Consider the following 23,855-nt stretch of genomic DNA (forward strand, 5'->3'; position numbering starts at 1 on the left):
CTGTCGCCATGGCTCAGTTCAGGACCGAGTCCAGTACCTCCGTGGCCTCACCGATAGTCAGGACGCCGGAGACGTGGCTCCCGAGTGCGTAGACGCCAAGCCCCACGAGCGGGAGGACACTCAGGTCGACGAACCACGGGCCGTACGGTTCCAGTGCGAGCAACAGCAGGGTCGTGCCGAGGCCGAGCGCGAGAACCCGGACTGCCGGGAACCCGGTGAGTGGCCTGAGGCCGACGTTGCGTGCGGCCACGACGTGGGTCACCGCCATCAGCCCGTACGCGGTCGAGGTGCCGATGGCTGCGCCGACGATGCCGATACGCGGTATCAGAATCACGTTCAACACGACGTTGACGACCACTGCCGCCCCTGTTGCGAGCAGTAACTGTCGCAAGTGGCCCCCGGCCTGTAACACCGGCCAGATGACTCGCGCGACAGCGAAACCAAGTACACCCGGAAGGAGCACCTGTAGCGGTCGGACGCTCGCCTCGTACGGTGGGCCGAAATACACGGTGAGGAACTGCTCGCCCAGGACGAACACGCCGGCGACGAGCAACACCGTGAGGACGACGACGTACCGGAGCAGCCGCGACAGCAGCGACGTGAGGCGAGCTATCTCATCGTCTGCCCAGAGGTCCGCAGTCGACTGAATCATCACCATCTCCATCGCCACCGAAACGACCCACATGAACTCCGATACCTGCAGCGCCGCCCGGTAGTGCCCGGTTTTGGTCGCGTCCCAGAAGTGGCTGACCAGCAGGACATCTATCTTGTACATGCTCGTCAACAGGAGCGTGAGCGCCATCGACTGGACCCCGAACCGGACCAGCGGTCGCGTGTACGTTCTGAGGGCTAACCCGCGCACAGACGGGAACGCCCCGGCCTCACGGAACGCCAGTGCCGTCGAGAGGACGCCGGTAAGCAGAAACCCGGTCGCGAACCCGGCGAAGACGCCCGGGACACCGTACCCGGCACCGGCCAGCGCGAGCCCCACGACGGCGAGGATGACTGACCGGGCCGGTACGAGCGGTTCAGCGAGCTCCTCCCGTTTGTACGCGTGGAGAACGCCCCGCCCGAAGTAGTACAGCTGCTCGCCGACGACCGCACCGAGCATCAGGTACAGCGCCGACTGGAGCGTCCCGTCGGTAAACCAGGTTATGAGCCCGGCCAGCGTCGGAATCCCGATGAGGAGGCTCCCAGTATGGAGTGCAAACGACGTGGTGACGACGCTGGTCCGGTCGTCGCCGGTCTCCCGCGACGCGTACGTCTTCGTCGCCTCGAACAGCCCGAGGTTCAGTACCTTCCGGCTCGGGAGGAAAATCGCCATCACGAGCGCGTAGGTCCCGAACCCGTCCTCGCCGACGGTCCGGACCAGCAACGGGATGAAGACGGCGAACGTCAGGAGCCGGCCGAGGTCGCCGGTGAAAACCGAGAGGTACCCTTTCAGAATGCTGCCGTCATCGGCCATCACTCGACGTAACCGAGGTCACGCATCTGTTGTTTGAGGTCGTCGTCCACGTCGTCGCGCTCTACGTCGACCGTTTCGCCGTTCCGGACCATCGATACGTCGGCGTCACGGCTCACGATCTTCGTCTCGAAGTCCTGCCACGCGACGGTCGTGGTTCCGTGCCACGGTGCTATGGTGAGCGTCTGGTCGCGTGGCGTCTCGCGGACGTCTTTCCCGTGCCACTCAGACGGTATCTCACCGCCGACTTCACCCAGCAGCGACGGGGCGATGTCGAGGACGCTGAGTGGGCCACACAGCGAGAGGTCGTTCGTCGCCACGGGAACGGTGGTCAGCGTGTCGGCCACCCGTCGCCGCTGTGGCTGGTGGAAGTAGTGCCCGTCCTCCCCGAACTCGTCGCCGTGGTCCGAACTGAACACCACGAGCGGGTCCGACGAGTCGACGGCGTCGACGAGGCGCTCTATCTCGGCATCCGCTCTGGAGAGGGACTGGCGGTACTTCTGTGTGATCGTCTCCTTCTCGGCCGCGCTGAGTTTTTCCGGGGCGAACAGCGCCTTTCGGTCGATATCCTTCGGCACCGCCTCATCGCCGAGCCCGTACGGGCGATGTGTCCCCATCATGTGGAGCCACATGAACCGCGGCCCCGACTCGTCGTTGAACGCCGCGATTGCGTTGTCGATGAGTTCGTCGTCGGGAAGCCGGTTCGATAGCTTCGCGTGGGGCGGCCGGAAGCGGTGATACACCTTCCGGATGAGGTCAAACTGTGACGCGAACTGGCGGAGGGGGTTGCCGCGGTTGCCCGCCTCACAGTAGTTGTTGTACACGTCGAACCCGGCATCGAACCCGAATCGCGGGTCGGTGTGAGGGGACGAGGAGAGACCGATTGTCGTGTACCCGGCCCGGGAGAACGCCTCGGCGACCGTCGGAGACATCGCGCGGGATTCGATAGCCCCCTGGTACGACGCGGTCAGAATACTGGCGAGACTGGGCCGCGTGTAGTGGGCTCCGGTCACGCCCTGGTGTTGAGAAAACGTAGAAACAAACTCCATTGCGTCCACGAAATCGTGGCGGACGGAGTCTGCGGTAACGAAGATGACATCTCTCATTGCTACCAGAACCGATTGAGAAACACTTGAGTCCTGCGGTTAGTCCACGTAACCCAGGTCTTTCAGCATCTCCTGGGTGTCGGCATCGACGTCCTGGTCGCTGACGTCGCTCCCGGCGCTGTCCCACGCCTGGAGCTTCTCGCGGAGGTCGTCGTACGGTGTTCCGTCTGTCGCTCCAGCGGCGACGAGGTCGTTCTTTTCGTCGGGGTCGGCAGAGAGGTCGTACAGTTCGTACTCCGACCCCTCCTGAATGAGTTTCCACCTCGGCGTTCGGAGGCCGATGGATTCCGCGAACTCCGGATAGGCGGTCAGGAACGCGTCGCGGTCTCCCGGCGGCGTGCCGTCGTCGTTCGCGCGGACGCTCCGTCCCTCGAACGCGTCCGGGACATCGACGTCCAGCAGGTCAAGCACCGTCGGCGCGATGTCGATCGTTCGGACCTGATCGGAGACGGTCTCCGATTCGATATCCGGGTGATGGAACACGAGCGGGACGTGGAGTTCCTCGTCGTAGAGCTGGCGGCCGTGGCCGGTGTATCCGTGGTCGTCCAGGGCCTCCCCGTGGTCGGCGGTGAGAACCACGAGCGTCTCCTCGCGGAGGTTCCGGTCCGCGAGCTCGTCGAGCAACCGTTCGACGTAGCCGTCGACGAGCTTCATCGCGGCCGTGTACTCGTCGTGTTCGTCGAGGTCGCCGCGGTCGTAGTTCCGCGGCTCGTGCATATCGAAGTAGTGGACCCAGCCGAAGAAGGGGCCGTCGACGCGGTCGAGCTGGTCGACGGCGTCCTGTGTCACGCTCTTGGCCGTTCGACAGTGCAGTCTGATGAGGCCCGTCTGGCGCAGGAGCGACTTGAGGTTCCACTGTTCCGTGCCGATGTCCTTCACCGCACCGAACACCGTGTTGAACGTCTGCGTGTCGTATATCCGGCTCAGAATCGGGTACAGCGTATCGTAGGAGCCGCCGCCGTCGCAGTATTCGTCGAAGCCGCGTCCCAGTCCCGAGTGTTCGTCGCTGAGATGGTCGACACTGACGACGCCGAACGTCTCCTGTCCAGCCTCCTGTATCGACTCCGCCAGGACGGGGACGGACTCGTCGAGGCCCCACCCGTTCTCCTGAACGCCGTGGGTGTGGGGGTACGAGGCGGTCATGAACGACGTGAGGCTCGGGTCGGTGGTGTTTGCCACGGTGAACGCCTGGTCGAAGTACAGGCCGTCCGTCGCCAGCCGTTCGAGCGTCGGGACGATCCCCTCAGAGATGCCCCGCTGGAGCCAGTCTTCACGGAGACAGTCGATGCTGACCAGCAGTACGTTCTCGATAGCGTGTGTGTCGAAGTCTTGCATTGTCAGTCTTCACCGATGATGGCGTTGACGCGGTACGGTTGCTCGTCCCGATACTGCTGTTTCACGATCATCTCCGCGAGGAACCCGAACATCACGAGCTGCACGCCGAATATGACGAGGGCGACAGTCAGAATAAGCCGCGGGACGTGTGGCGCCAGCGACTGCCCGAAGGCGTACTTGAGAAACACCATGTGGGACCCGATGAGGCCCCCGACCGCCATCAGGACCAGTCCGATACCACCGAAGAAATGCGATGGCCGGGTCGAAAACCGGTTCCAGAAGACGTGAAACAGGAGGTCGACGAACCCCTTGAGCAGTCGTTTCGTGCCGTACTTCGTCTCACCAGCGGTCCGTGGTCGGTGGTCGACTGGCAGTTCCGTTATCTTGTACCCGCGCTTGTGTAACTTCGCCGGGATGTACCGGTGCCCCTCCCCGTAGAGGTCTATCTCTTTCAGTCCCGCGGCACGATAGGCGGTCAGCGTGCATCCGAAATCGTGGATATCCGGTCCGGTCAGCTTCGCCAGCCGCGTCTGTATCGCCGACGGAATCGTCTTCGAGAGCGGGTCGTCGCGGTCGCGCCGCCAGCCGCTGACACAGTCGTAGCCTTCTTCGAGTTTCGTGAGGAGCCTCGGAATGTCCGCAGGGTTGTTCTGCCGGTCGGCGTCCATCGTCACGATGTACTCCCCCGTGGCGTAGTCGATTCCGGCGGCCAGGGCGGCGCTCTGGCCGAAGTTGCGTCGCAGTAGTACCCCGGTCACTTCGTCACGGTCCGTTGCGATCTGTCGTATCGTCTCGGCAGTCCCGTCCGTGCTCCCGTCGTCAACGATAACTATCTCGTAGGGCCCGTACGTCGTGTTGTCGCGGAACGTAGACTGAATCTCGTCGATTAACGGCTCCAGGTTCTCTGACTCGTTATACGCAGGAAGCACCATAGATGTCTGGACCTCACTGTCGGTAGACGTCGCTGACACGACCGACCCATCCGGCATGCTCCCTGTTTTTGCCATTCTAGGGCTCTGTATGTGCTACAAGATGCGCATTTATTAACAGTTGCCATTTGCTACGTGTCAAGCCCACGCAGATACCGCGGATATAGGACGAATTAGGGCCTCAGACTGCGGTTTGTCATTACAGATACCTTTGGGGTAGACGTGTAAGTCCCTGACACCAGAAGCTGTACTCTGGATGCCGTCTCCCGGAACCGTACAGACTATTACAGTCAGTGGTCAATCACGAGGAAATGCCCTCTAGCCCCTGGAACAGAATCAGGGAGTCGGTCCGGCGCGAGCCGTTCGTGCCGGTCATTGCGCTCGCTGCGCTCCTGCTGATGATCTTCGGGACCTGGCGACTGCGGCCGCATCTGACGTTTCCCGATGAAACCGGCGCCATCGAACTCGCTCTCAGGATGGGATACGAACAGAACCCCTTCATAGACAACTTCCGGAAGGGCGGGAACCTCCACCTCTACCTCCTCGCGCTCTCCTTTGTCCCGGTGACGCTGTACTGGCTTGTGACCGGACAGTTCGGCGACATCATCTCGGGCGCGGCCAGCGTCGGCAGCTCACCTAGCTGGGGCGTGTCCCCGGACCTCCTCACCGCGTTCTACGACGTGCTGTTCGCCGGTCGGCTGGTCTCTGTCCTGTTCGGTGTCGGCACTGTTGTGGTCGTCTACTACCTTGGTCGGGAACTACTGGACCGCCGTGCCGGAATGTTCGCTTCGGTGTTTCTCGCGACTTCTGTCGGGTACGTCCTCACCGCTCATTACGCGACTGAAGACGTCCCGATGACGTTTTTCCTCATGCTCGGATTCCTCCTCACAGTTCGCGCGTTTCACTCAGGAGACACCAGAACGCTGCTGGCCGCCGCGCTGGTCGCTGGCCTGGCAGCATCGACGAAGGCCACCGCCGGACTTCTCGTCTTGCCTATCGCTATCGTCATCATCGAGCGCCACTGGAGCGAGTCGGGAACGGCTGTCGGGTTCGTCAAGGCGGCCTGGAAGTACCCGACACTGACGATACTCGGCTACGTGAGCACGACGCCGTCGATATTCGTCCATCCCGTTTCGTGGGCCGACGAGATATCCCGATACGTCGTTCGCAGCACGAGCGACGTCTCGTACAACTGGTCCGATCCCGGGTGGCTCATCCAGCTCGCACACCTCGCAGAAGGGCAGGGAATCGCCCTGTTCCTGTTCTCAGTACTGTCCGTACTGCTCGTTGTCGCTTTCCTCTTGCGAGGCACTCTCGACAGTGCGGTCTGGCTGTTGCTCCTCTATGCTATCCCGTACTTCTCCGTAATCATCCGGGGGAACATGACGCAGTTCCCACGGGTGATGCCGCTGTTCCCGATTCTCGCTGTCCTCGCTGGCCTCGCCGGGTCCGAGCTAACCCGGTCTACGCGTTCGGTCCGAGTGGTCGGTATCGGACTCCTGACGCTGGTTGTAGTATTCTCGGGTGTACACACTGCCGTTGGCGTTTCCGATTTCAGCCAGTCACGACAGGAGGCGACGGCATGGACACACGCCAATCTGGATAGTTCTGACACCGTCGACGTGTATTCCCAGCGGGTGTACCTTCCGGAGTTCCCCGAGGAAGCCACGGTGAACCGGTACGTCATCCACTCGTCGTTCCCGCGCGAAGAGTGGCAACCCGGTCTCGACCGGCTGGACTGTAACGCGCCAGACTACGTCGTGCTCTCGAGCTACCACTACTTCCGCTTTTTCAAGGACCCGTCGGTGTTCCCAAGCGTGACCGAACGCATGTCGGCGCTGTTCGCCGAGGAGGACTACGAAATCGTCCGGACGTTCGGTCCGCCAGTCGACACCGAACTCAGCGCCGAACGGAAGTTCCGGGACAGCGCCGGACTCTCGTCGTTCCCCGAAGACGGGAACCCGACTATCGTTGTGCTGAAGCGGATAGACGATGAACCGACCTGCTGATGACAACTGTGTGCCGAAACTACTGTCCGCTACCGCCCCTCTCTGCTCACATACACCGCGTGGTAGCCGACGGTCCGACCGTATCTGACAACCGAGGTCGAATCTGTGACTGACGAACCGCTTCCGAGCGTCTGTGTCGTGACCCATCCGCTCGCCGCCGCCGGCGAGAACGCGACCCGGAGCCTGCTCGACATCCTGTCGGCCGTGACGTCAGTCGCGCTCGTGACGGCTGACCTGCCGGCTGACTCCGAGATCCGCGACCGACACGAACTCGTCGAACTCACGCGGAAAGGCGCGGGCGAGTCCGTCGTCACCGCTGCCGGTCGGTTCCTGCTGAACCAGCTCCGGATGTGCCGCGTCATCGCCGACCGTGACGAGGACGTGGTCCTGTTTTTCGGTGCGACATCGTACCTGCTCCCCATCGTTGCGGCTCGGCTGCTCGGGAAGACTGTCCTCGTCGAACCGCGTGGCGACGTGCCGCTGACGCTCCGTCTGAACTGGGAGCAGCAGTTGCCCGACCGGGTGGCCGCCGGACTCGCCGGCGCCGTCCGCGCACTCGAACGGACCGGCTTCGCCACGGCCCACGGTGTCATCACCTACACGCCGGAGATGGCCCGCCAACTGGAGCTCCACCCGGAAGCCCCGACGGTGTATCCGACGGGCGCGCGCTACGTTCGAACGGACGAGTTCCGCGTCCAGCGGCCCTACGTCGACCGGGGCCGCGTCGTCGGGTTCCTCGGGCGGCTTGACGAGGAGAAAAGCGTCCGTGAACTCGCTGCTGTCGCCACAGAGCTGCCAGACGATGTGACGTTCCGATTCATCGGCGACGGCGACCTCCGGGACTGGCTCGAAACCGAACTCGCGGCGGAAATCGAACGCGGCGCGGTCGAACTCACCGGCTGGGTAGACCACGACGAGGTTCCGGACCAGCTGAACGACCTCTCGCTGCTCGTGCTGCCCTCACAGCCGACGGAGGGGCTTCCGACGACGATTCTGGAGGCGCTGGCCTGCGGAACGCCGGTACTGGCCTCGCCGGTTTCGGGCGTCCCCGACGTCGTTCGCGAGGGCGAAACCGGCTTCCTGCTCGATTCGCGACAGCCGGCGGTGCTTCGGGAGACGATACTGGCGGTTCTGGAACGGGATGACCTGGACACCATCAGTGAGAACGGGCGCGACCTGATCGAGGCCGAATACAGCTTCGAGGCCGCTTGCGAGCGGTACAGGGCGATACTCAGAGCGTGCAGCCGGTAGGCGTTACACCATCTGTAACACGCGCTCTCTGATTTCCCGGTCAGTCGCCATACCGAGGCCGTACGCGACGACGCCGAGTGCAACCAGACCGCCGAGCGTTACCAATCGCGACGGCGGCAGGACGGTCGCCGACGCGTACACGACTCCGCCCATCGCCAGCGCGGTAACCGCCTGTCGGCCCAGTGCCCGCCAGTTTGCCGACACGGTAATGAACCGCCGGAGATACACCAGCTGGACGACGAGCGCGACGGTGACCGTCGTTATCGTCGCCGCAGCCGCACCGAACATCCCGAACTCCGGGACGAGCAACAGATTGAGTATGACATTCGCCACCAGCGTCAATGCGGCCGTCCGGAACACCAGGTTCGGGTAGCCGATGCCGGTGAGTGTCCGCTGAACCAGGATCTTCGGCGCCTGCAGGAGCTTCTCGGCCATCAGCAGGACGAGAATCAGCCCGCCGGTGTCGAAGCCATACACCAGTTGCATGAACGGCTCTGCGAGGATAGCTACACCGACTACGGCGGGGATGACGAGCAGGAGCCCGTAAGTGAACCCTTCGCTCAGGGCGGTTTCGATGCGACCGTACTCGTCGCGGGACGCCCACTCGCTGATTGACGGAAACACCGCCCGACTCAGCGCCTGGCTGGCCATGACCGCAACGACGCTGACCTTCCAGGAGGCTTCGTACACTGCCACAGCGGTCTTTGACGCGAAGTACGCCAGCACGAGCGTATCGGCCCAGTTGTACGCCAGCGAACTCACGCTGTTGAAAGACGTGTACTTCGAGAACCCCCAGAGGTCCCGTATCGTCTCCCGGGTCGGCCAGACGATGGCACTGGACAGCGAGAAGTAGAACACGACGAACTTGAACAGGATTCCGCCGAGGACACCGTACAGGAGCGCGAAGATCTCGTATCCGACCGCGATGAGAGCGACACTGGTGGCCACTCTGACCACCTCCCCGAACAGTTCGATAATCGAGGCCCGCGCAACCTCTCCCTCGCCGCGAAGCGCCGCACCGATGAGCCAGCGCCCGGTACTTGAGACAATGAGCACGATCAGCAGCGGGACGATTGCGACACCGATGTAGGCGGTAACCCAGTCCTGGAACAGGAAAAGCAGGGCGCCGACGATGCAGATCGGGACGAGTGTTATCAGATAGCCAGCAGTCAGGTACGCGCCTCGGCGCTCCTGTCCGGCTTCGCTCATCCGTTTCTCGATGCCCGTGTCGACACCCAACCGGGTCGCCGTCTCGACGACGCTCATCACGGCGTCGAATGTGAAGAAAATCCCGAGTACTGTCCCGCCAAGCGTCTGTGCGAAGTAGGCGGTGCCGACGAATCCCAGGAGGCTCAAGAGGAGATTCGAGGCGTAAATGGTGACGCTCGCCCGGTCGATGTCCATCGTACACGCCCTGTTTTTCCCGTTGGGTTATTATGTTCTCCGTCTCGGTTCTATCCGCCGGACGGGTTAGCGACAGACGCAACGGTTTTATCCGCGACTACTCCATCACCACCCATGCCGCGGGTTCTCGTCGGGCCGACCAAAGCAGATATGCACAACGACGAATACGGGAAGAGCTACAACCTCCTGAACAACCTCCGCGACGACTACTTTACTATCGATACGTACACGAGAACGGTTGCCGACCAGCTCGACCCCGAAAACGTCACTGTGTACCCGCTCGGTGGCGCCAACAGGGTCGCGTTTTACGCGAAATTGTACCGGAAACTCTTAGAGGAGTTGCGCCACGGAGCCGTGGACATCTACCACCACATGAACCTCAGCTTCCGGTGGTTCAATCCGCTCCTGGTTTCGGGCCTGCAGGGTGACGTCCCGGTCGTTGTGGGGCCCTGTCAGGCGGGACACGCGATTATGGCCGAAGAGTTCAACCGGATGGTCTCGTCGTGGGTCGGGACGGACCTGCCGCGGTCTCTCACCGACCCGCTGCACGCGACCATCGACGCCACCCGCGACGTCATCCTTGATCCGCCCCGCATGGACCTGTTCAAACGGACGCTCGAAGCCGCGGATCGGGTCGTCGTCGTCCACGAGGAGGCTCGAGAGGTGTACGCCGAGTTCGTCGACGAGTCGAAGCTTCGGACGATACCGCTCGGCGTCGACCCGGACGTTTTCCAGTACAGCGAGCCAGCCGACACGAAAGAGCTGGTAGCCATCGGGAGCCTCCGGAGACGGAAGGGGTACGACGTTCTCCTCGATGCGCTCGATATCATCCGTCAGGAACATCCGGACGTCCAGCTCAACGTATTTGGTGATGGACCGCTGGAAGACGAACTACGCGCACAGGTCGGGCGCCTCGACCTGGGCGGAAATGTCACGTTCCACGGGTACGTCGAACAGTCCATCGTCCGGGACCATCTGTCGCGGGCGCGTGCCTTCGTCCACCCCTCTCGGTCGGAGAGTTTTTCCCTCGTCCGTCTGGAAGCGATGTCGACCGGCTGTCCGATGGTCGTCACCGATATCTCCGGGGCACGCGAGATGGTCCGCGAGGGGGAGGAGGGGTTCGTCGTTCCGATAGAGTCACCCGAGCCCATCGCCGACGCCGTCACCACGTTGTTCTCCGATTACGAACTCACGAAAGATATCTCCAGGCGGGCACGGGCCCGCGTCGAGGAGAAGTACGACTGGCGGACAATCGCAGCGGAGTATCTCGACCTGTACCGCTCGCTGTCCGGGTGAGGTCGTGCTGTCGCCTACCACGTGCATCGAAAGGTCTTAAGCCATCGACTGAGACGTTCTGGGTAGATATGGTCCTCGTAGTGCTGGGTATCGATGCACTCGACCCTGAGCTTGTAGACTCGACGGCACATCCGAACCTGACGCTTGCCGACCACCACGCTATCGAGACGATCCGGAGCGTCGAGGGCGGACCCAGCACGCACGAACTCTGGCCGACGATCATTACCGGACTCAGACCGCCGGAACACGGCATCACGCTCGACGACGGCGTCGCCTGGGAGAACCCCGTCCTCAGATTCGGGAGCGCCGCCGCGGACTATCTCCTCCCGTCGGGGCTCCAGACGCGTCTCGGCGCGTGGCTCCTGAACAACACCGAACAGGACGCGTTCCGGATTCCGGCGACCTACTACGAGGAGAACGGTCTGACGACAGTTTTCGACGGCCGTGAGGCGGCCCCAATCGGCATCCCCAACTACGTGGTCGACCCGGACACGGAGGACCGCGAGCACAGCCTCCGTCGGAACCTCGGGGACCTCTTCGAGCGTGACCTCGAAGCGAAGGGCGGCCACTCCTCGGCGGACCCGGCGCTGTTCTACGAGCAGTGCCTGGAGATGTCGATGGTTCGCCTCGCTCGCGCACGCCGGGCGCTCAGAGGGGGGCGACACGAACTGGTGTTCGCGTACACGAGCGGGCTCGACCTCATCGGCCACGTCGCGTACGAACAGCCCTCGCTGCAGGACCGCGCCTACGAGGAACTCGACGAGTTCGTCGGTGAGGTCAGGGACGACCTCGGTGCCGACGACGAGTTGTTGCTCGTCAGTGACCACGGCCTGCAGGACGGCGTTCACACCGACGAGGCGATGGTTGCGGGGACAGACACCGCCATGGTCGACTCGATCGAGAGCGTCGTCGACGTCCGGGCCGCTATCGAAGCCGAACTCGACGAGACCGACCACACGTCGACGCCGCAGGTGACGGCGTCGGACGACAGCGGCGACCGGTCGGGGGAAGAAGTCAGAGAGCACCTCGAAGACCTCGGGTACATGTAGCCATGTCGGCCGACCCGAACGTTCTCCTGGTCATCCTCGACAGTGTCCGCGCACAGAACCTCGGTTCCTACGGCCACGTCAACGAGACGACGCCGTTCCTGGACTCGTTCGCCGCCGAGCGGGCGACGCTGTACGAGCAGGCCCGGGCACCCGGTGCGCGGAGCGTCACGAGCCACGCGAGCATCTTCTCCGGGTTGCACGTCGAAGAACACGGGGTCGTCTCGGCGGGGCATCGGCTCGACCCCTCGGCCCCGATTTTCGCGCAGTTACGAGAAGCCGGGTACAGCACCGGCGTATTCACCGAGAACGACTGGCTGACGGCCGTCGATGTCGGACTTCGGGACGGCTTCGACGAGATCGTCGGGGCGCGGAACGTCCCGTTTCCGGGCGCAGTCAACCCTCACGAATTCGTCTCGAACGAGGGCCGCGGACAGTACGCGGCGTTCCTCAAGCTCGCGCTGGGCAGCGACGCACCGGTCCGGTCGCTGGCAAACGGCGTCGCGACGAAGCTCCAGTCGGATTACAAGCGGTTCCTCCCCGATAGCGTCAGAGCGTCGACGCCGGCAGACGTCTACGTGGATTCGCTGCTGGACTGGAGCGACCGACAGGACGGGCCGTGGGCGGCGTGTCTCAACCTGATGGACGCACACATTCCGTACGAGCCGACGCCGGAATACGACCACTGGGGCGGTTCGGAGGCGGCGTCACTGCAGGCCGCCTTCGAAGACCAGAAATGGGACTTCAACGGCGGACACCGACCGTGGTGGCAAAAGAAGGCGGTCGAGTCGTTGTACGACGGCGCGATTCGACAGATGGACGCGGAACTCGAACGGCTCGTCTCGACGCTCGAACAGCGGGGTGAACTCGACGACACGCTCATCGTCGTGACGAGCGACCACGGCGAGGGCTTCGGCGAGCGAAGCGACGTGCGCCCGGGCGTCCGGGTCGCGGAACACGGCGTCGCGATTCACGACTGTCTCCTCCACGTCCCGCTCGTCGTGCGCTATCCGGGCCAGACCGACCCTCACCGGGTCGACCGCCCCGCGTCGCTGGTCGAGTTTCCGCGGGTCGTGAACCGGCTCCGGGACGGGGACCGCCAGACGGCCGGCTTCTGTCCCGAGGGCCGGGTCCTCGCTACCGCGGTCGGCCTCGACGAACCGCTGCAGGAACGAGCCGGTGCGTACGTCGAGGACCTGTCGCCGTGGACTGCCACGTCGCGGGCGGTGTTCGAAGACGACGGCGAGGGTATCCTGAAGTACTGCACCAACCGCGACCGCGCCGCCACCGTTGTCAGCCGCGACGCCCAGACGTCGTACAAAGTAGCCGACGACGGTTCGGAACACGTCGACCGCGCCTTCGAATCGATAGAGGAACGCGACGTCAAGACGGCGGGCGAGGACTTCGACGACCTCGACGACGGGACGTACCAGCGGCTGGAAGACCTCGGCTACGTCTGAGTCGGCGTCGCGACGCTCTCGTACTCCCAGATCAGATCGAAGTAGCGCTTCATCCCGGCGACGAACGAGCCGTTGTCCGTAATCGCGGCCTGGCGCATGTGGTTCGGAACCTCGGGCTCCTCGACCAGCAGAATCGCCTCGCCGCTGTCGTAGTCCATGCTCGGGTCGACGAGCGTGCCACGCCAGGGGAGTTTCTCCGTGCTGAACCGCAGGTCGACGGCGGGATACGCCCCCGTCAGCCGGTCGACGATGTCGGCCTGGACAGCGGCCTTCTCCGCCGGGAGTTCGTCGGGGTGTAGGAAGAGCACGCTGACCTGGACCCCCCGGTCGAGTGTGTCGGCCAGTGCGCGCTCGACGTTGTCGAGATAGGCGAAGCTGTTGGTGATAACCCGAAGCGTCTCGTCGGCGTCGTCGTACAGCCGTCTGGTCTCGCGTTCGCTCGGTTCGCCGACGTCGACGACGTGGAACAGCTCGGCCGTCGGGGAGATGTCCTCGCTGGCGCGTTCGAACCGCGGCTCGTACTCGGCGAGGAAGGCGTCGCGGCTGGACTCGATGTCGGCGGCGAACGATTCGTACGACTGCCTGCGGTTCTCGACGGCCCGGTCGAGGATTTCGCGGGGGGATTTCGGCTGGTATTCCTTGGGGCGGCCGGGGACCACCTTGATGAACCCACGGTCGGACAGCGACTCCAGCACGCCGTAGACGCGGGCCTTCGGGATGCCGCTGGCCTCCGCGAGATTCGGGGCCGTCGTCCGTCCGAGCGAGAGCAACTGTTCCAGCGCCGTCGCCTCGTATTCGGTCAGCCCGACCAGGTCGAACACGTCCGCAGGGTCGCTCATACACGCTCATGTGCGGCGGGGGATGTAAAACGCGTCGCCAGCCGCCGGAATCTATTAGTGCGTGGCGGCGAGTAGTTACTCGCAGAGTGAGTAACACAACTGACCCGTCCCGGACCGAGGACACGGCCCACCTGGCGGACATCGAAGACGGCTGTGGCTGTACGGAGATCTGGGAACACATGAGCGAGCAGCGCGACGACTGAGGCCGTTTCCGAACGTCGGCGCTTCCGGGTCCATAGAACCGGCGCGGAATCCGTCTGCGCCCAGACCCGCATTTATTTGCCTCCGCGTGGCCGACGTTGGGTCGATGGCCGACCGAGACGACGTCTGTATACTGTTGCCGACATTCAACGAGGCCGAGACTATCGAGTCGGTCGTGTCCGGGTTCCGCGAGCAGGGGTTCGACAACGTCCTCGTCATCGACGGCGGGTCGACCGACGGGACACGGGACATCGCCGAATCGGCCGGCGCGCGGGTCGTAGAGCAGTCCGGCTCGGGGAAGGGGCAGGCTGTCAGAGAGGCAGTGACACGCCACATCGAGCAGCCGTACGTCCTGATGGCCGACGGCGACGCGACCTACCGACCCGACGAGGCGGACCGGTTGCTCGAACCGCTGCTGTCCGGCCAGGCCGCACACGTCATCGGGAACCGCTTTGCCGACATGCAACCCGGCGCGATGACGAGACTGAACCAGATCGGCAACCGCATCATCAACAGTGCCTTCGGAACGATTCACGGACGGGACCTCACAGACATCCTCTCCGGGTACCGGGCGTTCACGCGCCAGTCCTTCCAGCGGAGTTCCCTGACGGCCTCGGGGTTCGGTATCGAGACGGAGATGGCCGTCGAGTGTGTCAAGCACAACATCTCGACGGCGGTGGTGCCGATCACCTACCAGCCCCGGCCCGACGAGTCCGACACGAACCTCCGGCCGTTCCGGGACGGCGCGACGATTATCCTGACGCTGTACCAGATGGCAAAGACCAACAATCCGCTGTTTTACTTCGGCAGCGTCGGCCTCGGGAGCACTGTGGTCGGGTTCCTGCTCGGGGCGTACGTGGCCTACGACTGGGTCGTCAACAGCATCTCACACGAGGTGATAGCCGTTATCGGCTCGTTCGCCATCCTCCTGGGGATTCAGCTCCTGATGTTCGGCGTCCTGTCGGATATGCTCGTGGCGGTAAACCGCGAACAGACGCGCCGGCTGGAGGACATCGCCGTCCAGCTCACACACGAGAGCCGTACCGCCTCGGCGGACGTGTTCGACGACCAGCAGGCCAGCGACCCGGAACACACTGAAGACGGCGACGCGGAGACCGAGCCGGCGGTGTCCCCGCACCAGCCTGACGAGTAACTCAGAACGGGACCAGCGCGCGCAGCTGGGAGAGGATACTGTTTCTGGTGGCTTCCCGTTTCCGTTCGAATATCGGATGGAGGTCGTTGAGCAGCTCCTGCTCGTTGTCGAACCGTGTCGCGTTCGTCTCGTCGAGCGCCTCAGCGACAGTCATCGAGTGTCCCGACGCGTCGAACGGGACCGCAATCGGGCCGGCGGCGTCCCGCACCTCCGCCGCGGTCGCGGGATACTCTATCTCCACGTCGGTCAGGCGGGCGTCGAGGGCCGCGATACCGAACTCGATGACGTCTGGCTCGTCGCTATTGTCGGCTGGTGGCCGTACTCCCATTGGTAAAGCGATGGGGCCGGGGGATAGAAAAGTCTGTGTTGTCAGGTCAGCTCTCGCAGCCGGCCAGCCACTCCTCGGCCCAGTCCTCGATCTCGTCGAAGACCGGACAGAGGGATTCGCCCTTGTCCGTGAGCTGGTAGTACGTCGCGACGGGGGCGTCTTCCTCCAGCCGTCGGTCGACAAAGCCCATCTCCTGGAGATCGTCGAGAACCCGCGAGAGAGTGCGGGAGCTGGCGTCGGTGGCGCGTTTGAGCTCGTTGAACCGCTGTTCGCCGTTCTGGAGCTCGTGGAGCACGACCAGTCGCCAGCGCGATCCGATCTGTTCCAGCGACTCGATGACGGCACACGGTCCGCTCTCTTCCTCTTCGTCCGCGGCGGTGAATACTTCAGATGACATCGGTGCTACCTGGTATCCTCGTTGTCCGGGAACGTACAAATAGGTTCGGAAACGAACCAAGTAACGTAATGAAACTACCAATCGCGGCTCGGCAGTCTCGCGGCGAAACCACCCCTGTGCCGGCGGTGAGCGCCTGATGGCGTTCGAGTCCGCCGGGGCCGGTGAACTGTTCCTGCTGGGGCGGCTCCTGTTCGGTGGGGTCCTCGCGTTTACCGGTCTGAACCACTTCCTGAACGTCGAGCAGATGGCCCCCTACGCGGAGGCGAAGGGGCTCCCGGCACCTGCGGCGGCCGTCTACGGGAGCGGCGGGTTGCTCGTCGTCAGCGGCGTCCTCGTCATCCTCGGCGCGTATCCCGTCGTCGCGGCCGGGGCGCTGGCGACGTTCCTCGTCGGCTCCGCCGTCCTGATGCACGATTTCTGGGCGGCCCCGGACGACCAGGTACAGGACGAGATGACGCAGTTCCTCAAGAACGTCGCCCTCGCCGGCGGCGCGGTGTCGCTGCTTTCGGTGGCCGGCACGTCGTGGCCGTACAGCGTCGGCGTGACCCTGTTCTAATCACTGTTCGAGAGTGACAGCTGCCGCCATCCATAAGCCGTCCCGTACCTGAACTGTGCGTGAATGATGCAGTCGCTGCCGACGCCTGTCGCTCCAGCGTGGCTCCCCTGGCAGGAAGCGGTCGTCCTTGCCGTGGTTCTTGTCGTCCTCGCTGGGGTCCGCCGCCTGGTGGACGCGCGACCGGGGGACGGTTTACGAGCACGGCTTCTCCTCGGAGTCCCGTGGGGAACGCTGCTGACGATGGCCGGCGTCGCGTCGGTGTACCTGTTCCTGCAGGGCGCGTGGTGGCACCCGCGAGACCCGCTGGTCACGCCCTTCCGGACGTGGTCGTACTTCTACCCGTTCGGAATGCTCACCGGGGCGTTCACCCACGGCAGCCAGGGACACATCACGGGGAATCTCATGGGCACACTGGTGTACGGGACGGTCGCGGAGTACGTCTGGGGGCACTACCCCCGCAAGCGGGGCGTTCAGACCTTCACCTCGCTTCGGACGAACCCGTTCGCCCGTATTCTGGCCGTCCCCGTCGCTATGTTCGTCGTCGGCGTGTTCTCCGCGGTGTTCGCCATCGGGCCGATAGTGGGCTTTTCCGGCGTGGTGTTCGCCCTCGCCGGGTTCGCGCTCGTGACGCGGCCGACGCTGTTTCTCGGCGCGCTGCTTGGCACCCGCGTGCTCGACCTCCTGTATTCGGCGCTTCGCTACCCGGTGTCGACGGCGTCGGGCCAGACCCGCTTCGTGACGCCGTGGTGGTCCAACATCGCCATCCAGGGCCACGCAATCGGTATCCTGGCCGGCGTCGTCGTGGCCCTCGCGCTCCTCTGGAACCGGGACGAACGCCCCGACACGCTGCGGGTGTTCTTTGCGACGCTCGTGTTCGCCGTCGCACAGGGGCTGTGGGCGGTGTACCTCCCGCTCGGCGGCGGTCAGTTCCGGCTGTTCCGCTGGGTCGGGACGGCGCTGGTGTTCGTGCTAGCGCTGGTCGTCGCAGCGGCGACCGCCGGGTCCGACCGGACGCTTCGGCCGTCGTTCGACCGCCGCCCCGCCTCACTCGCGGCGCTGGTCCTGCTCGTCGTCCTCGGCGCGCTGAGTCTCGCGGCCGTCCCGACGAACGTCGTCGACATCCGTGCGGACCAGCTCCCCGAAGACGGTATCGAGGTCCGAGACTACGTGGTCAGCTACGACGAGAACGTGCCGAACGCGTACTTCGGGAGCATCTGGGACCCTACGCAGCGAGCGGGCGCGAGCGTCAACGAGAGCGGCGTCATCGTCGCCAGTGCAGAGCGGGAGGTCTGGATAGCCGCCGTCCAGCCGGGCCAGCTCGCCGTCAACGGTGTAGAGCGGGTCACGGTCGGCGGGCCGACCTGGCGCGAGTCGGTGTACGCGAACCGGACCGATTGGTCGGTGCTGGGCAACGAAAGCGTCTACCGGGTCCGACTCAGGCGCGAGGGCGGCCAGCCCCGGACGGCCTACGCCTCCGAGCCGTCGACGGCGGACGTGATACTCGACGGGCGGAACGTGACGGTGACGGCCCGTGACAGCGGGTTCGACGTGGTCGTCACTCGGGGTACCGAGACTCTCGGGCAGGCGCCGATTCCGGCGAACATGACGCGGACGCGAGTCGGCGGGCTGACCTTCGAGCGGAACCGGTCGCGGCTGTACGCGCGGACCGACGGCACGCGCGTCAAGGTCGCGGAGCGCCGCCAGCAAGCGGCGCGGAGCTAGGTCCAGTCGATGCGGTACACTTCCGCGGTAATCGCCTGTCGGTCCGACTCGTGGAACTCGAACTGTCGCGGCAGGTCGAACTCCGTCTCGAAGGCGTGGGTCACCTCGCCGCCGTTGTCGGCGGCGAAGGACTCGACGAACGACCTGCTGCCCTCGTTGTGAATCGAGTACGAGACGCCCGCGATGGCGGCGGCGGTTTCGAGGAACCGACGGTCGGCGTGTTCGTTGTCCGACTGCGCGCCGAACGGCGGGTTCATCACGACGGTGGTCTCGGCGACAGGGGGACACAGCGGGGCTCTCGTGGCATCCGCCCGGACCCACGACACCGACGTCGTCGACCCGACCCGCCGCTCGTTCCCTCGCGCAGTCGACAGCGGCGCGGGGTCGATGTCCAGCCCGACGACCCGCGCTGGCGACCGCAGCGCTGCGCCCAGTGCCAACATTCCGGTGCCACAGCCGAGATCGACGACCGTCCGTCCCTGGATGTCGCCCTGGAGGTCCGCAGTGTGGACCAGATGCGCCGCCAGGTCCGGCGGTGTCCGGTACTGTTCGAGACTGGCCCGTGGGTTGTCGAACCCGGCGACAACGGCGAGCTGCTGGGCGAGCGCACTCTTTGTCGGCATTATGTGAGATACGTCCAGTTCATTCAAAAACGTTTGGAAATGCTCAGTGGTTATTTCCGGGGGAGCTCGATGTAGAAGGCCGCCCCGCCGAGGTCGCTGTCCTCGACCCAGACGTCGCCGCCGTAGCTCCGGACCATCGTGTCCACGAAGTAGAGCCCGAAACCGGTGCCGCCGGACTCGGACCCCTTCTCGCCGCGCTCGAAGATGCGCCGGGCTTCGCTGCTTGGAACGCCGTCCCCGTCGTCCGCGAGACAGACGGTGACGACCCCGTCCCCGACTGTCGTCGTCACGTCGATGGTCACGTCTGCTCCGCCGTGTTCGACCGCGTTGAGAAAGAGGTTGCCGAACACGTCATCGAGCAGGTCGTCGGCGACGACGGTAGCCGGCTGTGGCTCGATGCTGACGATACAGTCGTCGCTGACCGACCGGGCGCGTTCTGCCGCGTCATTGAGGACCGCCTGTAGCTCACGGTGCTCGTGGTCCCGGCCGCCTTCGTCGGTGACCGTCTCCAGCACCGACCGGACCTTCTCCGTGAGTTCGATGAGGTCGTCGCTCCACTGGACGATGGTCGAGGCGTACTCGCGCTCCTCGCTGTCGAGCGAGTCCTCGAGGAGTTCCCCGCGCGCCCGGATGACGTTCATCCCGTTGAGGATGTCGTGTTGCAGGATGCTGTTGAAGAAGTCCATCTGGTCGGTCTGGCGCTGGATGGCACGCTGCTGGCGGCTCCTGACGACTGCGTACCGGAGCGCCCTCACGAGTCGGTCACCGTCCAGGTCCTCTTTCGGCAGGTAGTCCTGTGCGCCCCGGTTGATAGCTTCGATTGCCATCTGCCGGTCCTGCATCCCCGTGAGGACGATGATCGGCACTGCGTCCACCATCTCGGTTGCCCGGTCGAGCGTCGCAAGCCCTGTCGACTCGGGCAGTCCGAGGTCCAGCAGTACCACGTCGTATGCCGCCCCCGAATACTCGTCGACCGGCGCCAGCGAATCGACGTGCGAGATAGTCACCTCGTCGACGAAGTGTGCCACCGCCGGGGAGTTCAGGTGATGCTCGACGAGACGGGCGTCGCCCGGGTTGTCCTCTACGAGAAGCACGTCGAGGTGGACCGTCTCAGCCATCGTTACTTCGGCGGCCGCTTGACGACCGTAAGGAAGAACTCTTCGACGCTGCTCACGATGTCGACGAAGCCGTCGAAGTCGATCGGCTTCGTCAGGTAGGCATTCGCGTGGAGGTCGTACGATTCGATGATGTCCTCTTCCGCCTCGGAACTGGTCAGGACGACGACTGGAATCCGCCGGAGCGACTCGTCGGTCTTCATCTCATCGAGGACTTCCTGCCCTCCCTTGCGGGGCATGTTGAGATCGAGCAACAGCAGGTCCGGGCGGAGGGCGTCCGCGTACTCGCCCTCCTGCCGGAGGAATTTCAGCGCTTCGACGCCGTCGTTGACCACGTGGAGGTTGTTCAGCACCTTCCCCTTCTCCAGGGCCTTCTCGGTCAGTTTGACGTCCCCGGGGTTGTCCTCGGCCAGCAGAATCTCGACCGGCCGCCCCTCCTCGGATTCAGTCATCGCCTGTCACCTCCGCCACCGCTGGTAGCGTGAACTTGAACGTCGCCCCGTCATCGGACGGCTCGACCCAGATTCGGCCGTCGTGGCGCAGGACGATCCGCTTGCAGACGGCCAGGCCGATGCCGGTGCCTGCCGTGTCGTGGGCACCGGCGCGGTGGAAGATGTCGAACACCTCCTCGCGGTCCGCCGCCGGAATCCCCGGCCCGTTGTCCGAGACGGTCACCGTCACCATGTCGTCGTCTTCCTCCGCGCTGACCTCGATACGGGGTTCGATACCGGCCTCCGCGGCGTACTCGATGGCGTTTTCAAGCAGGTTCTGGAACACCTGGCCGACCTGGTTCGAGTCGGCCTGGACGGGCGGCAGTGACTCCGCCGTGACGACGGCGTCAACCTCCTCGATTCGCATCCGCAAGGCGTCCAGCGTCCGGTCGAGAACCACTTCGGGGTCCGTCTCCTCGAAATCGCCGGCGTTCGTCTCGACCCGGGAGTACCGGAGCAGGGCATTGACCATCTCCTGCATCCGGTGGGCGCCGTCGACGGCGAAGGCCATGTACTCGGCGGCCTCTTCGTCGAGGTCCTCGCCGTACTCGCTGTCCAGTAGGTCGACGTAGCTCGAGACCATCCGGAGCGGTTCCTGCAGGTCGTGCGAGGCGATGTAGGCGAACTGCTGGAGCGCCTCGTTCGAGCGCTCCAGTTCCGCCTGTTTGGACTTGAGCCGCGTCTCGCGTTCGATGCGCTCCAGCGCGGCAGCCGCCGTGCTCGCGAGTATCTCAAGCAGGAACCGCTCGTCACCGCCGAACGAGGACACGGTCTCGGACCCGATACACAGCATCCCCTGGTCATCGAGCGGGAGACACAGGAGCGTCCGCATCGGCATCCCCGGGGCTGACGGGCTCGACAGCTCCTGGTAGTCCTCGATAACCGTCGGCTCGCCGGCGTGGAAGATACGGTTCTCGTCGCTGTCCGGGCCCATCGGCGGGAGGTCCGCCGCCGTTTCCACCCCGGCGAAATCGGTCGCCACTCCCGTCGCACCGATGGGATAGAGCGTGTCGTCGCCGCTGTCGTAGGACCACATCGCCGCCAGTGGTTGGTCGATGATACGGTCTGCAATCCCCGTCACCGTGTCCGCGACCGCGCTTTCGGTCCGGCTGTACAACAGTTCGTTCGTCGCCTCGCTGAGTGCTTCGACGCGCTCCTCGCGGTGCTTGAGGTCCGTGATGTCACGGGCTACGCTGACGACTTGGTCGATAGTCCCGTCCCTGTCGAACACCGGTCGGTACCACGTCTCGAAGACGAGGTCCTCGACCGACTGGGTCACGCGGATCTCCTCGCCGTCGAGGGCCTGTTCGACGGCGGTGATGATGTCGGGGTACTCGGCGTACACGTCGAACACCGACGCCCCTTCGAGCTCGCCGGGTTCCAGGCCCAGTCCCTGGAGACCTTTGCCGGCGGAGTACGTGAACACACCGTCAGGGTCGAGCGTGAACACGACGACCGGCAGATTCCCCATCAGCGTGTCGAGGTGGTGGGTCCGTGCGGCGTGTTCGCGCTCCCGGCCACGCCGCTCGGTCACGTCGTGAACAAACGCAACGACACGGGTTGTTCCGCCGATGGCCGTTCGCTTGAGCGTCACTTCGAGCAATCGCTCCGTACCGTCTGGCCCCCGAACCGACCATTCGACCTCGACCGGCTCGGTCGCGGAGACCTGTTCCATCAGACTCATCGCATCCGCGGTGGAATACTCCGGTGGGCTCAATTCCCCGACTTCCATCCCGATAACCTCGTCAGGGTCCAACCCCACGAGGTTGCTGACCGCCTGGTTCGCTCGGACGACCGTGCCGGTATCGGCATCGAGGACCGCAATGGGGTCCGGACTCGCCTCAAAAACATCCTGATAGATGACAGCGTCCTCTGTAGAAGCCATACGCCGATTCGATTGGCAGGGTACAAGACTGTATTCCCGCCGTTCTCAGGCGTGAGAACGCTACCAGGTGCCGTGGAAGGTGTCGAACTCCAGGGAGTCCAGCGGCTTCTCGCCGACTGCGATCTCGTACTCGCCGGGCGTCAGCATCGGCTTCTTGAACTGCGGACCGTCGTCGGTGGTGATGCGGGGACAGCCGGTGTTGACGTACGCGTCCATGCCGAAGTTCGTCAGCCGGTCCGGCGTCACCTCGTCCATCGTGATGAGGTAGGCGTTCTCGTTGTTCTCGACGATTTCCTGGGCCTTGTCCCAGCGACCCTGCCCGATCTTCGTACAGAAGATGACGCCCCACGTCTCGGCGTCCATCGCCCGGTGGACCGCGCCGTAGCGCTGTTTCATGAACTTCTCCGTGTCGGCGACGGTGACGACGTTGTTGACCGGGTCCGCGATGACGACGTGTTTCTCCGGGTGTTCCATCGCCAGCCCGAGGGGGTGGAACTTCCCGCCGCCGACGTACAGCATCTGGTCGGCGTCCACGTCGGCGCTGGCGTAGTTACAGCCGAGCACCTGCCCCTCGTGGGTCAGCCGCTCGTCGCCGCGGCGCGTGTGGACGGTGTAGCCCCGCTCTTCGAGCCAGTCACGCATCTCGCCGAACTTGTTCATGTGCTGGGCCGTCGTCACCAGCCCCACGTCGGGGTCCTCCTCGGGGTCGGCCAGTTGCTCCTCGCGGGCCTGCTCCATGATGGGGAAGACGTCGACGTTCGAGAACAGCGGCACGTAGATAATCTTGTCAGACTCCTTCATCGGCGAGTGCCCGAAGTGGACGAACACGTCTGTCCGGCGCATCATGTACGTATCGAGGTCACAGGCCCCATAACAGGGCTGGCCCGAGAGCAACACGGTCACGTTGTCGGGGAGGTTCTCGCGGAGGTCGTCGGCCACGGCCGGGCCGCGGCGTTTCAGCCCCTCGGGGAACTGCAGTCCCACCTTCTCGGCGTCCCGTTCCTCGACGGCTTCTACAATCCGGTCGAGCTCGTAATCCCACTCGCGGTCGTGTTTGAGCGACAGTCCGGTGTTCCGGAGGTCGCCGTCAGTCCGCTCTTGACTCATTGCAACCTTGTATCGGTTCGAGCGGCATAACCCCCGTGTTTCGCTGAGCGGGGGGTACGCCACGACCTCGGAAAGCTGTCGCTCGGCGCTGTTGCCGACTTCGAGCGGAAACTCCATCGGACCGACGGCGTCGCCGCCGG

Annotated in this window: 21 protein-coding genes; 8 read left to right on the top strand and 13 right to left on the bottom strand. The window is 64.4% G+C overall.

Translation table 11 applies throughout. The annotated features are described in order from the left end of the window. Window positions 1-13: 13 nt before the first annotated feature. The 4 genes from KZ498_RS09245 to KZ498_RS09260 all read right to left on the bottom strand — a co-directional run bounded on the left by KZ498_RS09245 (window position 14) and on the right by KZ498_RS09260 (window position 4,835). The gene (locus tag KZ498_RS09245; protein WP_312618397.1) at window positions 14-1,465 is read right to left on the bottom strand and encodes a lipopolysaccharide biosynthesis protein; all 1,452 of its coding nucleotides are present in this window, start codon (window positions 1,463-1,465) and stop codon (window positions 14-16) included. After that, on the bottom strand, window positions 1,465-2,511 hold the full coding sequence (locus tag KZ498_RS09250) for a sulfatase-like hydrolase/transferase (RefSeq protein ID WP_312618398.1): 1,047 nt from the start codon (window positions 2,509-2,511) through the stop codon (window positions 1,465-1,467). Before KZ498_RS09250 ends, KZ498_RS09245 begins: the two co-directional genes overlap by 1 nt. A gap of 96 nt (window positions 2,512-2,607) precedes the next feature. After that, complete coding sequence (locus tag KZ498_RS09255) at window positions 2,608-3,903, bottom strand: sulfatase (RefSeq protein WP_312618399.1); 1,296 nt, start codon at window positions 3,901-3,903, stop codon at window positions 2,608-2,610. A 2-nt stretch (window positions 3,904-3,905) separates the two neighbouring features. Further along, on the bottom strand, window positions 3,906-4,835 hold the full coding sequence (locus KZ498_RS09260; protein ID WP_312618400.1) for a glycosyltransferase family 2 protein: 930 nt from the start codon (window positions 4,833-4,835) through the stop codon (window positions 3,906-3,908). A 308-nt stretch (window positions 4,836-5,143) separates the two neighbouring features. On the opposite strand from KZ498_RS09260, the gene KZ498_RS09265 reads away from it, so the two are divergent. Both KZ498_RS09265 and KZ498_RS09270 read left to right on the top strand, forming a co-directional pair. Continuing rightward, window positions 5,144-6,841 (top strand): glycosyltransferase family 39 protein, encoded by a 1,698-nt coding sequence (locus tag KZ498_RS09265; protein WP_312618401.1) that lies wholly within the window; start codon window positions 5,144-5,146, stop codon window positions 6,839-6,841. A 105-nt stretch (window positions 6,842-6,946) separates the two neighbouring features. After that, window positions 6,947-8,092: a glycosyltransferase family 4 protein gene (locus KZ498_RS09270; protein ID WP_312618402.1), complete on the top strand. Its 1,146-nt coding sequence runs from the start codon at window positions 6,947-6,949 to the stop codon at window positions 8,090-8,092. A 3-nt stretch (window positions 8,093-8,095) separates the two neighbouring features. Here the strand turns inward: KZ498_RS09270 and KZ498_RS09275 are convergent, their stop codons facing one another. Beyond that, window positions 8,096-9,496 (bottom strand): oligosaccharide flippase family protein, encoded by a 1,401-nt coding sequence (locus KZ498_RS09275; RefSeq protein WP_312618403.1) that lies wholly within the window; start codon window positions 9,494-9,496, stop codon window positions 8,096-8,098. Window positions 9,497-9,610: 114 nt separating this feature from the next. On the opposite strand from KZ498_RS09275, the gene KZ498_RS09280 reads away from it, so the two are divergent. From KZ498_RS09280 to KZ498_RS09290, 3 genes are all read left to right on the top strand, one after another. Beyond that, window positions 9,611-10,792, top strand: coding sequence for a glycosyltransferase family 4 protein (locus KZ498_RS09280; RefSeq protein ID WP_312618404.1), 1,182 nt, complete (start codon window positions 9,611-9,613; stop codon window positions 10,790-10,792). A 68-nt stretch (window positions 10,793-10,860) separates the two neighbouring features. Beyond that, window positions 10,861-11,841, top strand: a complete 981-nt coding sequence (locus tag KZ498_RS09285; protein WP_312618405.1) for an alkaline phosphatase family protein — start codon at window positions 10,861-10,863, stop codon at window positions 11,839-11,841. Between the two features lie 2 nt (window positions 11,842-11,843). Next, a complete protein-coding gene (locus KZ498_RS09290; RefSeq protein WP_312618406.1) occupies window positions 11,844-13,298 on the top strand; it encodes a sulfatase in 1,455 nt (484 codons plus the stop codon). On the opposite strand, the gene KZ498_RS09295 is transcribed toward KZ498_RS09290, so the two are convergent. After that, the gene (locus KZ498_RS09295; protein WP_312618407.1) at window positions 13,289-14,137 is read right to left on the bottom strand and encodes a helix-turn-helix domain-containing protein; all 849 of its coding nucleotides are present in this window, start codon (window positions 14,135-14,137) and stop codon (window positions 13,289-13,291) included. The genes KZ498_RS09290 and KZ498_RS09295 overlap by 10 nt on opposite strands. Window positions 14,138-14,444: 307 nt before the next feature. Between KZ498_RS09295 and aglJ the strand changes: the two genes are divergently transcribed. Further along, a complete protein-coding gene (gene aglJ / locus KZ498_RS09300; RefSeq protein WP_312618408.1) occupies window positions 14,445-15,491 on the top strand; it encodes an S-layer glycoprotein N-glycosyltransferase AglJ in 1,047 nt (348 codons plus the stop codon). Window position 15,492: 1 nt separating this feature from the next. Here the strand turns inward: aglJ and KZ498_RS09305 are convergent, their stop codons facing one another. Together KZ498_RS09305 and KZ498_RS09310 are read right to left on the bottom strand one after the other, a co-directional pair. Then, the gene (locus KZ498_RS09305) at window positions 15,493-15,819 is read right to left on the bottom strand and encodes a hypothetical protein (RefSeq protein ID WP_312618409.1); all 327 of its coding nucleotides are present in this window, start codon (window positions 15,817-15,819) and stop codon (window positions 15,493-15,495) included. 46 nt (window positions 15,820-15,865) lie between these two features. Beyond that, window positions 15,866-16,216 (bottom strand): helix-turn-helix domain-containing protein, encoded by a 351-nt coding sequence (locus KZ498_RS09310; protein ID WP_312618410.1) that lies wholly within the window; start codon window positions 16,214-16,216, stop codon window positions 15,866-15,868. A gap of 136 nt (window positions 16,217-16,352) precedes the next feature. Here KZ498_RS09310 and KZ498_RS09315 point away from each other — a divergent pair, with 136 nt between their 5' ends. Further along, the gene (locus tag KZ498_RS09315) at window positions 16,353-16,772 is read left to right on the top strand and encodes a DoxX family protein (protein ID WP_312618411.1); all 420 of its coding nucleotides are present in this window, start codon (window positions 16,353-16,355) and stop codon (window positions 16,770-16,772) included. Between the two features lie 63 nt (window positions 16,773-16,835). Then, a complete protein-coding gene (locus KZ498_RS09320) occupies window positions 16,836-18,494 on the top strand; it encodes a rhomboid family intramembrane serine protease (RefSeq protein ID WP_312618412.1) in 1,659 nt (552 codons plus the stop codon). On the opposite strand, the gene KZ498_RS09325 is transcribed toward KZ498_RS09320, so the two are convergent. From KZ498_RS09325 to dph2, 5 genes are read right to left on the bottom strand one after another with little or no spacing between them, the layout of a single operon-like run. Beyond that, window positions 18,491-19,117: an METTL5 family protein gene (locus KZ498_RS09325; RefSeq protein ID WP_312618413.1), complete on the bottom strand. Its 627-nt coding sequence runs from the start codon at window positions 19,115-19,117 to the stop codon at window positions 18,491-18,493. The two genes, KZ498_RS09320 and KZ498_RS09325, sit on opposite strands and share 4 nt — an antisense overlap. 50 nt (window positions 19,118-19,167) lie before the next feature. Next, a complete protein-coding gene (locus KZ498_RS09330) occupies window positions 19,168-20,235 on the bottom strand; it encodes an ATP-binding protein (protein ID WP_312618414.1) in 1,068 nt (355 codons plus the stop codon). Between the two features lie 2 nt (window positions 20,236-20,237). Beyond that, window positions 20,238-20,684 (bottom strand): response regulator, encoded by a 447-nt coding sequence (locus tag KZ498_RS09335; RefSeq protein ID WP_312618415.1) that lies wholly within the window; start codon window positions 20,682-20,684, stop codon window positions 20,238-20,240. Continuing rightward, window positions 20,677-22,608: a PAS domain-containing protein gene (locus tag KZ498_RS09340; RefSeq protein ID WP_312618416.1), complete on the bottom strand. Its 1,932-nt coding sequence runs from the start codon at window positions 22,606-22,608 to the stop codon at window positions 20,677-20,679. The genes KZ498_RS09335 and KZ498_RS09340 overlap by 8 nt, the downstream gene beginning before the upstream one ends. 60 nt (window positions 22,609-22,668) lie before the next feature. Continuing rightward, a complete protein-coding gene (gene dph2 / locus KZ498_RS09345; RefSeq protein ID WP_312618417.1) occupies window positions 22,669-23,715 on the bottom strand; it encodes a diphthamide biosynthesis enzyme Dph2 in 1,047 nt (348 codons plus the stop codon). Window positions 23,716-23,855 lie beyond the last annotated feature (140 nt).

This window comes from Haloarcula sp. 1CSR25-25 (assembly GCF_032027985.1).
Classification (GTDB): domain Archaea; phylum Halobacteriota; class Halobacteria; order Halobacteriales; family Haloarculaceae; genus Haloarcula.

Excerpts from the sequence above, each read along its gene's own strand:
- KZ498_RS09335 (WP_312618415.1), bottom strand. The coding sequence starts at position 20,684 with ATGACTGAATCCGAGGAGGGGCGGCCGGTCGAGATTCTGCTGGCCGAG.
- KZ498_RS09250 (WP_312618398.1), bottom strand. The coding sequence starts at position 2,511 with ATGGAGTTTGTTTCTACGTTTTCTCAACACCAGGGCGTGACCGGAGCC.
- KZ498_RS09320 (WP_312618412.1), top strand. The coding sequence starts at position 16,836 with ATGATGCAGTCGCTGCCGACGCCTGTCGCTCCAGCGTGGCTCCCCTGG.
- KZ498_RS09330 (WP_312618414.1), bottom strand. The coding sequence starts at position 20,235 with ATGGCTGAGACGGTCCACCTCGACGTGCTTCTCGTAGAGGACAACCCG.
- dph2 (WP_312618417.1), bottom strand. The coding sequence starts at position 23,715 with ATGAGTCAAGAGCGGACTGACGGCGACCTCCGGAACACCGGACTGTCG.
- aglJ (WP_312618408.1), top strand. The coding sequence starts at position 14,445 with ATGGCCGACCGAGACGACGTCTGTATACTGTTGCCGACATTCAACGAG.
- KZ498_RS09295 (WP_312618407.1), bottom strand. The coding sequence starts at position 14,137 with ATGAGCGACCCTGCGGACGTGTTCGACCTGGTCGGGCTGACCGAATAC.
- KZ498_RS09285 (WP_312618405.1), top strand. The coding sequence starts at position 10,861 with ATGGTCCTCGTAGTGCTGGGTATCGATGCACTCGACCCTGAGCTTGTA.
- KZ498_RS09325 (WP_312618413.1), bottom strand. The coding sequence starts at position 19,117 with ATGCCGACAAAGAGTGCGCTCGCCCAGCAGCTCGCCGTTGTCGCCGGG.
- KZ498_RS09265 (WP_312618401.1), top strand. The coding sequence starts at position 5,144 with ATGCCCTCTAGCCCCTGGAACAGAATCAGGGAGTCGGTCCGGCGCGAG.
- KZ498_RS09245 (WP_312618397.1), bottom strand. The coding sequence starts at position 1,465 with ATGGCCGATGACGGCAGCATTCTGAAAGGGTACCTCTCGGTTTTCACC.
- KZ498_RS09310 (WP_312618410.1), bottom strand. The coding sequence starts at position 16,216 with ATGTCATCTGAAGTATTCACCGCCGCGGACGAAGAGGAAGAGAGCGGA.
- KZ498_RS09280 (WP_312618404.1), top strand. The coding sequence starts at position 9,611 with ATGCCGCGGGTTCTCGTCGGGCCGACCAAAGCAGATATGCACAACGAC.
- KZ498_RS09305 (WP_312618409.1), bottom strand. The coding sequence starts at position 15,819 with ATGGGAGTACGGCCACCAGCCGACAATAGCGACGAGCCAGACGTCATC.
- KZ498_RS09315 (WP_312618411.1), top strand. The coding sequence starts at position 16,353 with ATGGCGTTCGAGTCCGCCGGGGCCGGTGAACTGTTCCTGCTGGGGCGG.
- KZ498_RS09340 (WP_312618416.1), bottom strand. The coding sequence starts at position 22,608 with ATGGCTTCTACAGAGGACGCTGTCATCTATCAGGATGTTTTTGAGGCG.
- KZ498_RS09255 (WP_312618399.1), bottom strand. The coding sequence starts at position 3,903 with ATGCAAGACTTCGACACACACGCTATCGAGAACGTACTGCTGGTCAGC.
- KZ498_RS09290 (WP_312618406.1), top strand. The coding sequence starts at position 11,844 with ATGTCGGCCGACCCGAACGTTCTCCTGGTCATCCTCGACAGTGTCCGC.
- KZ498_RS09260 (WP_312618400.1), bottom strand. The coding sequence starts at position 4,835 with ATGGTGCTTCCTGCGTATAACGAGTCAGAGAACCTGGAGCCGTTAATC.
- KZ498_RS09275 (WP_312618403.1), bottom strand. The coding sequence starts at position 9,496 with ATGGACATCGACCGGGCGAGCGTCACCATTTACGCCTCGAATCTCCTC.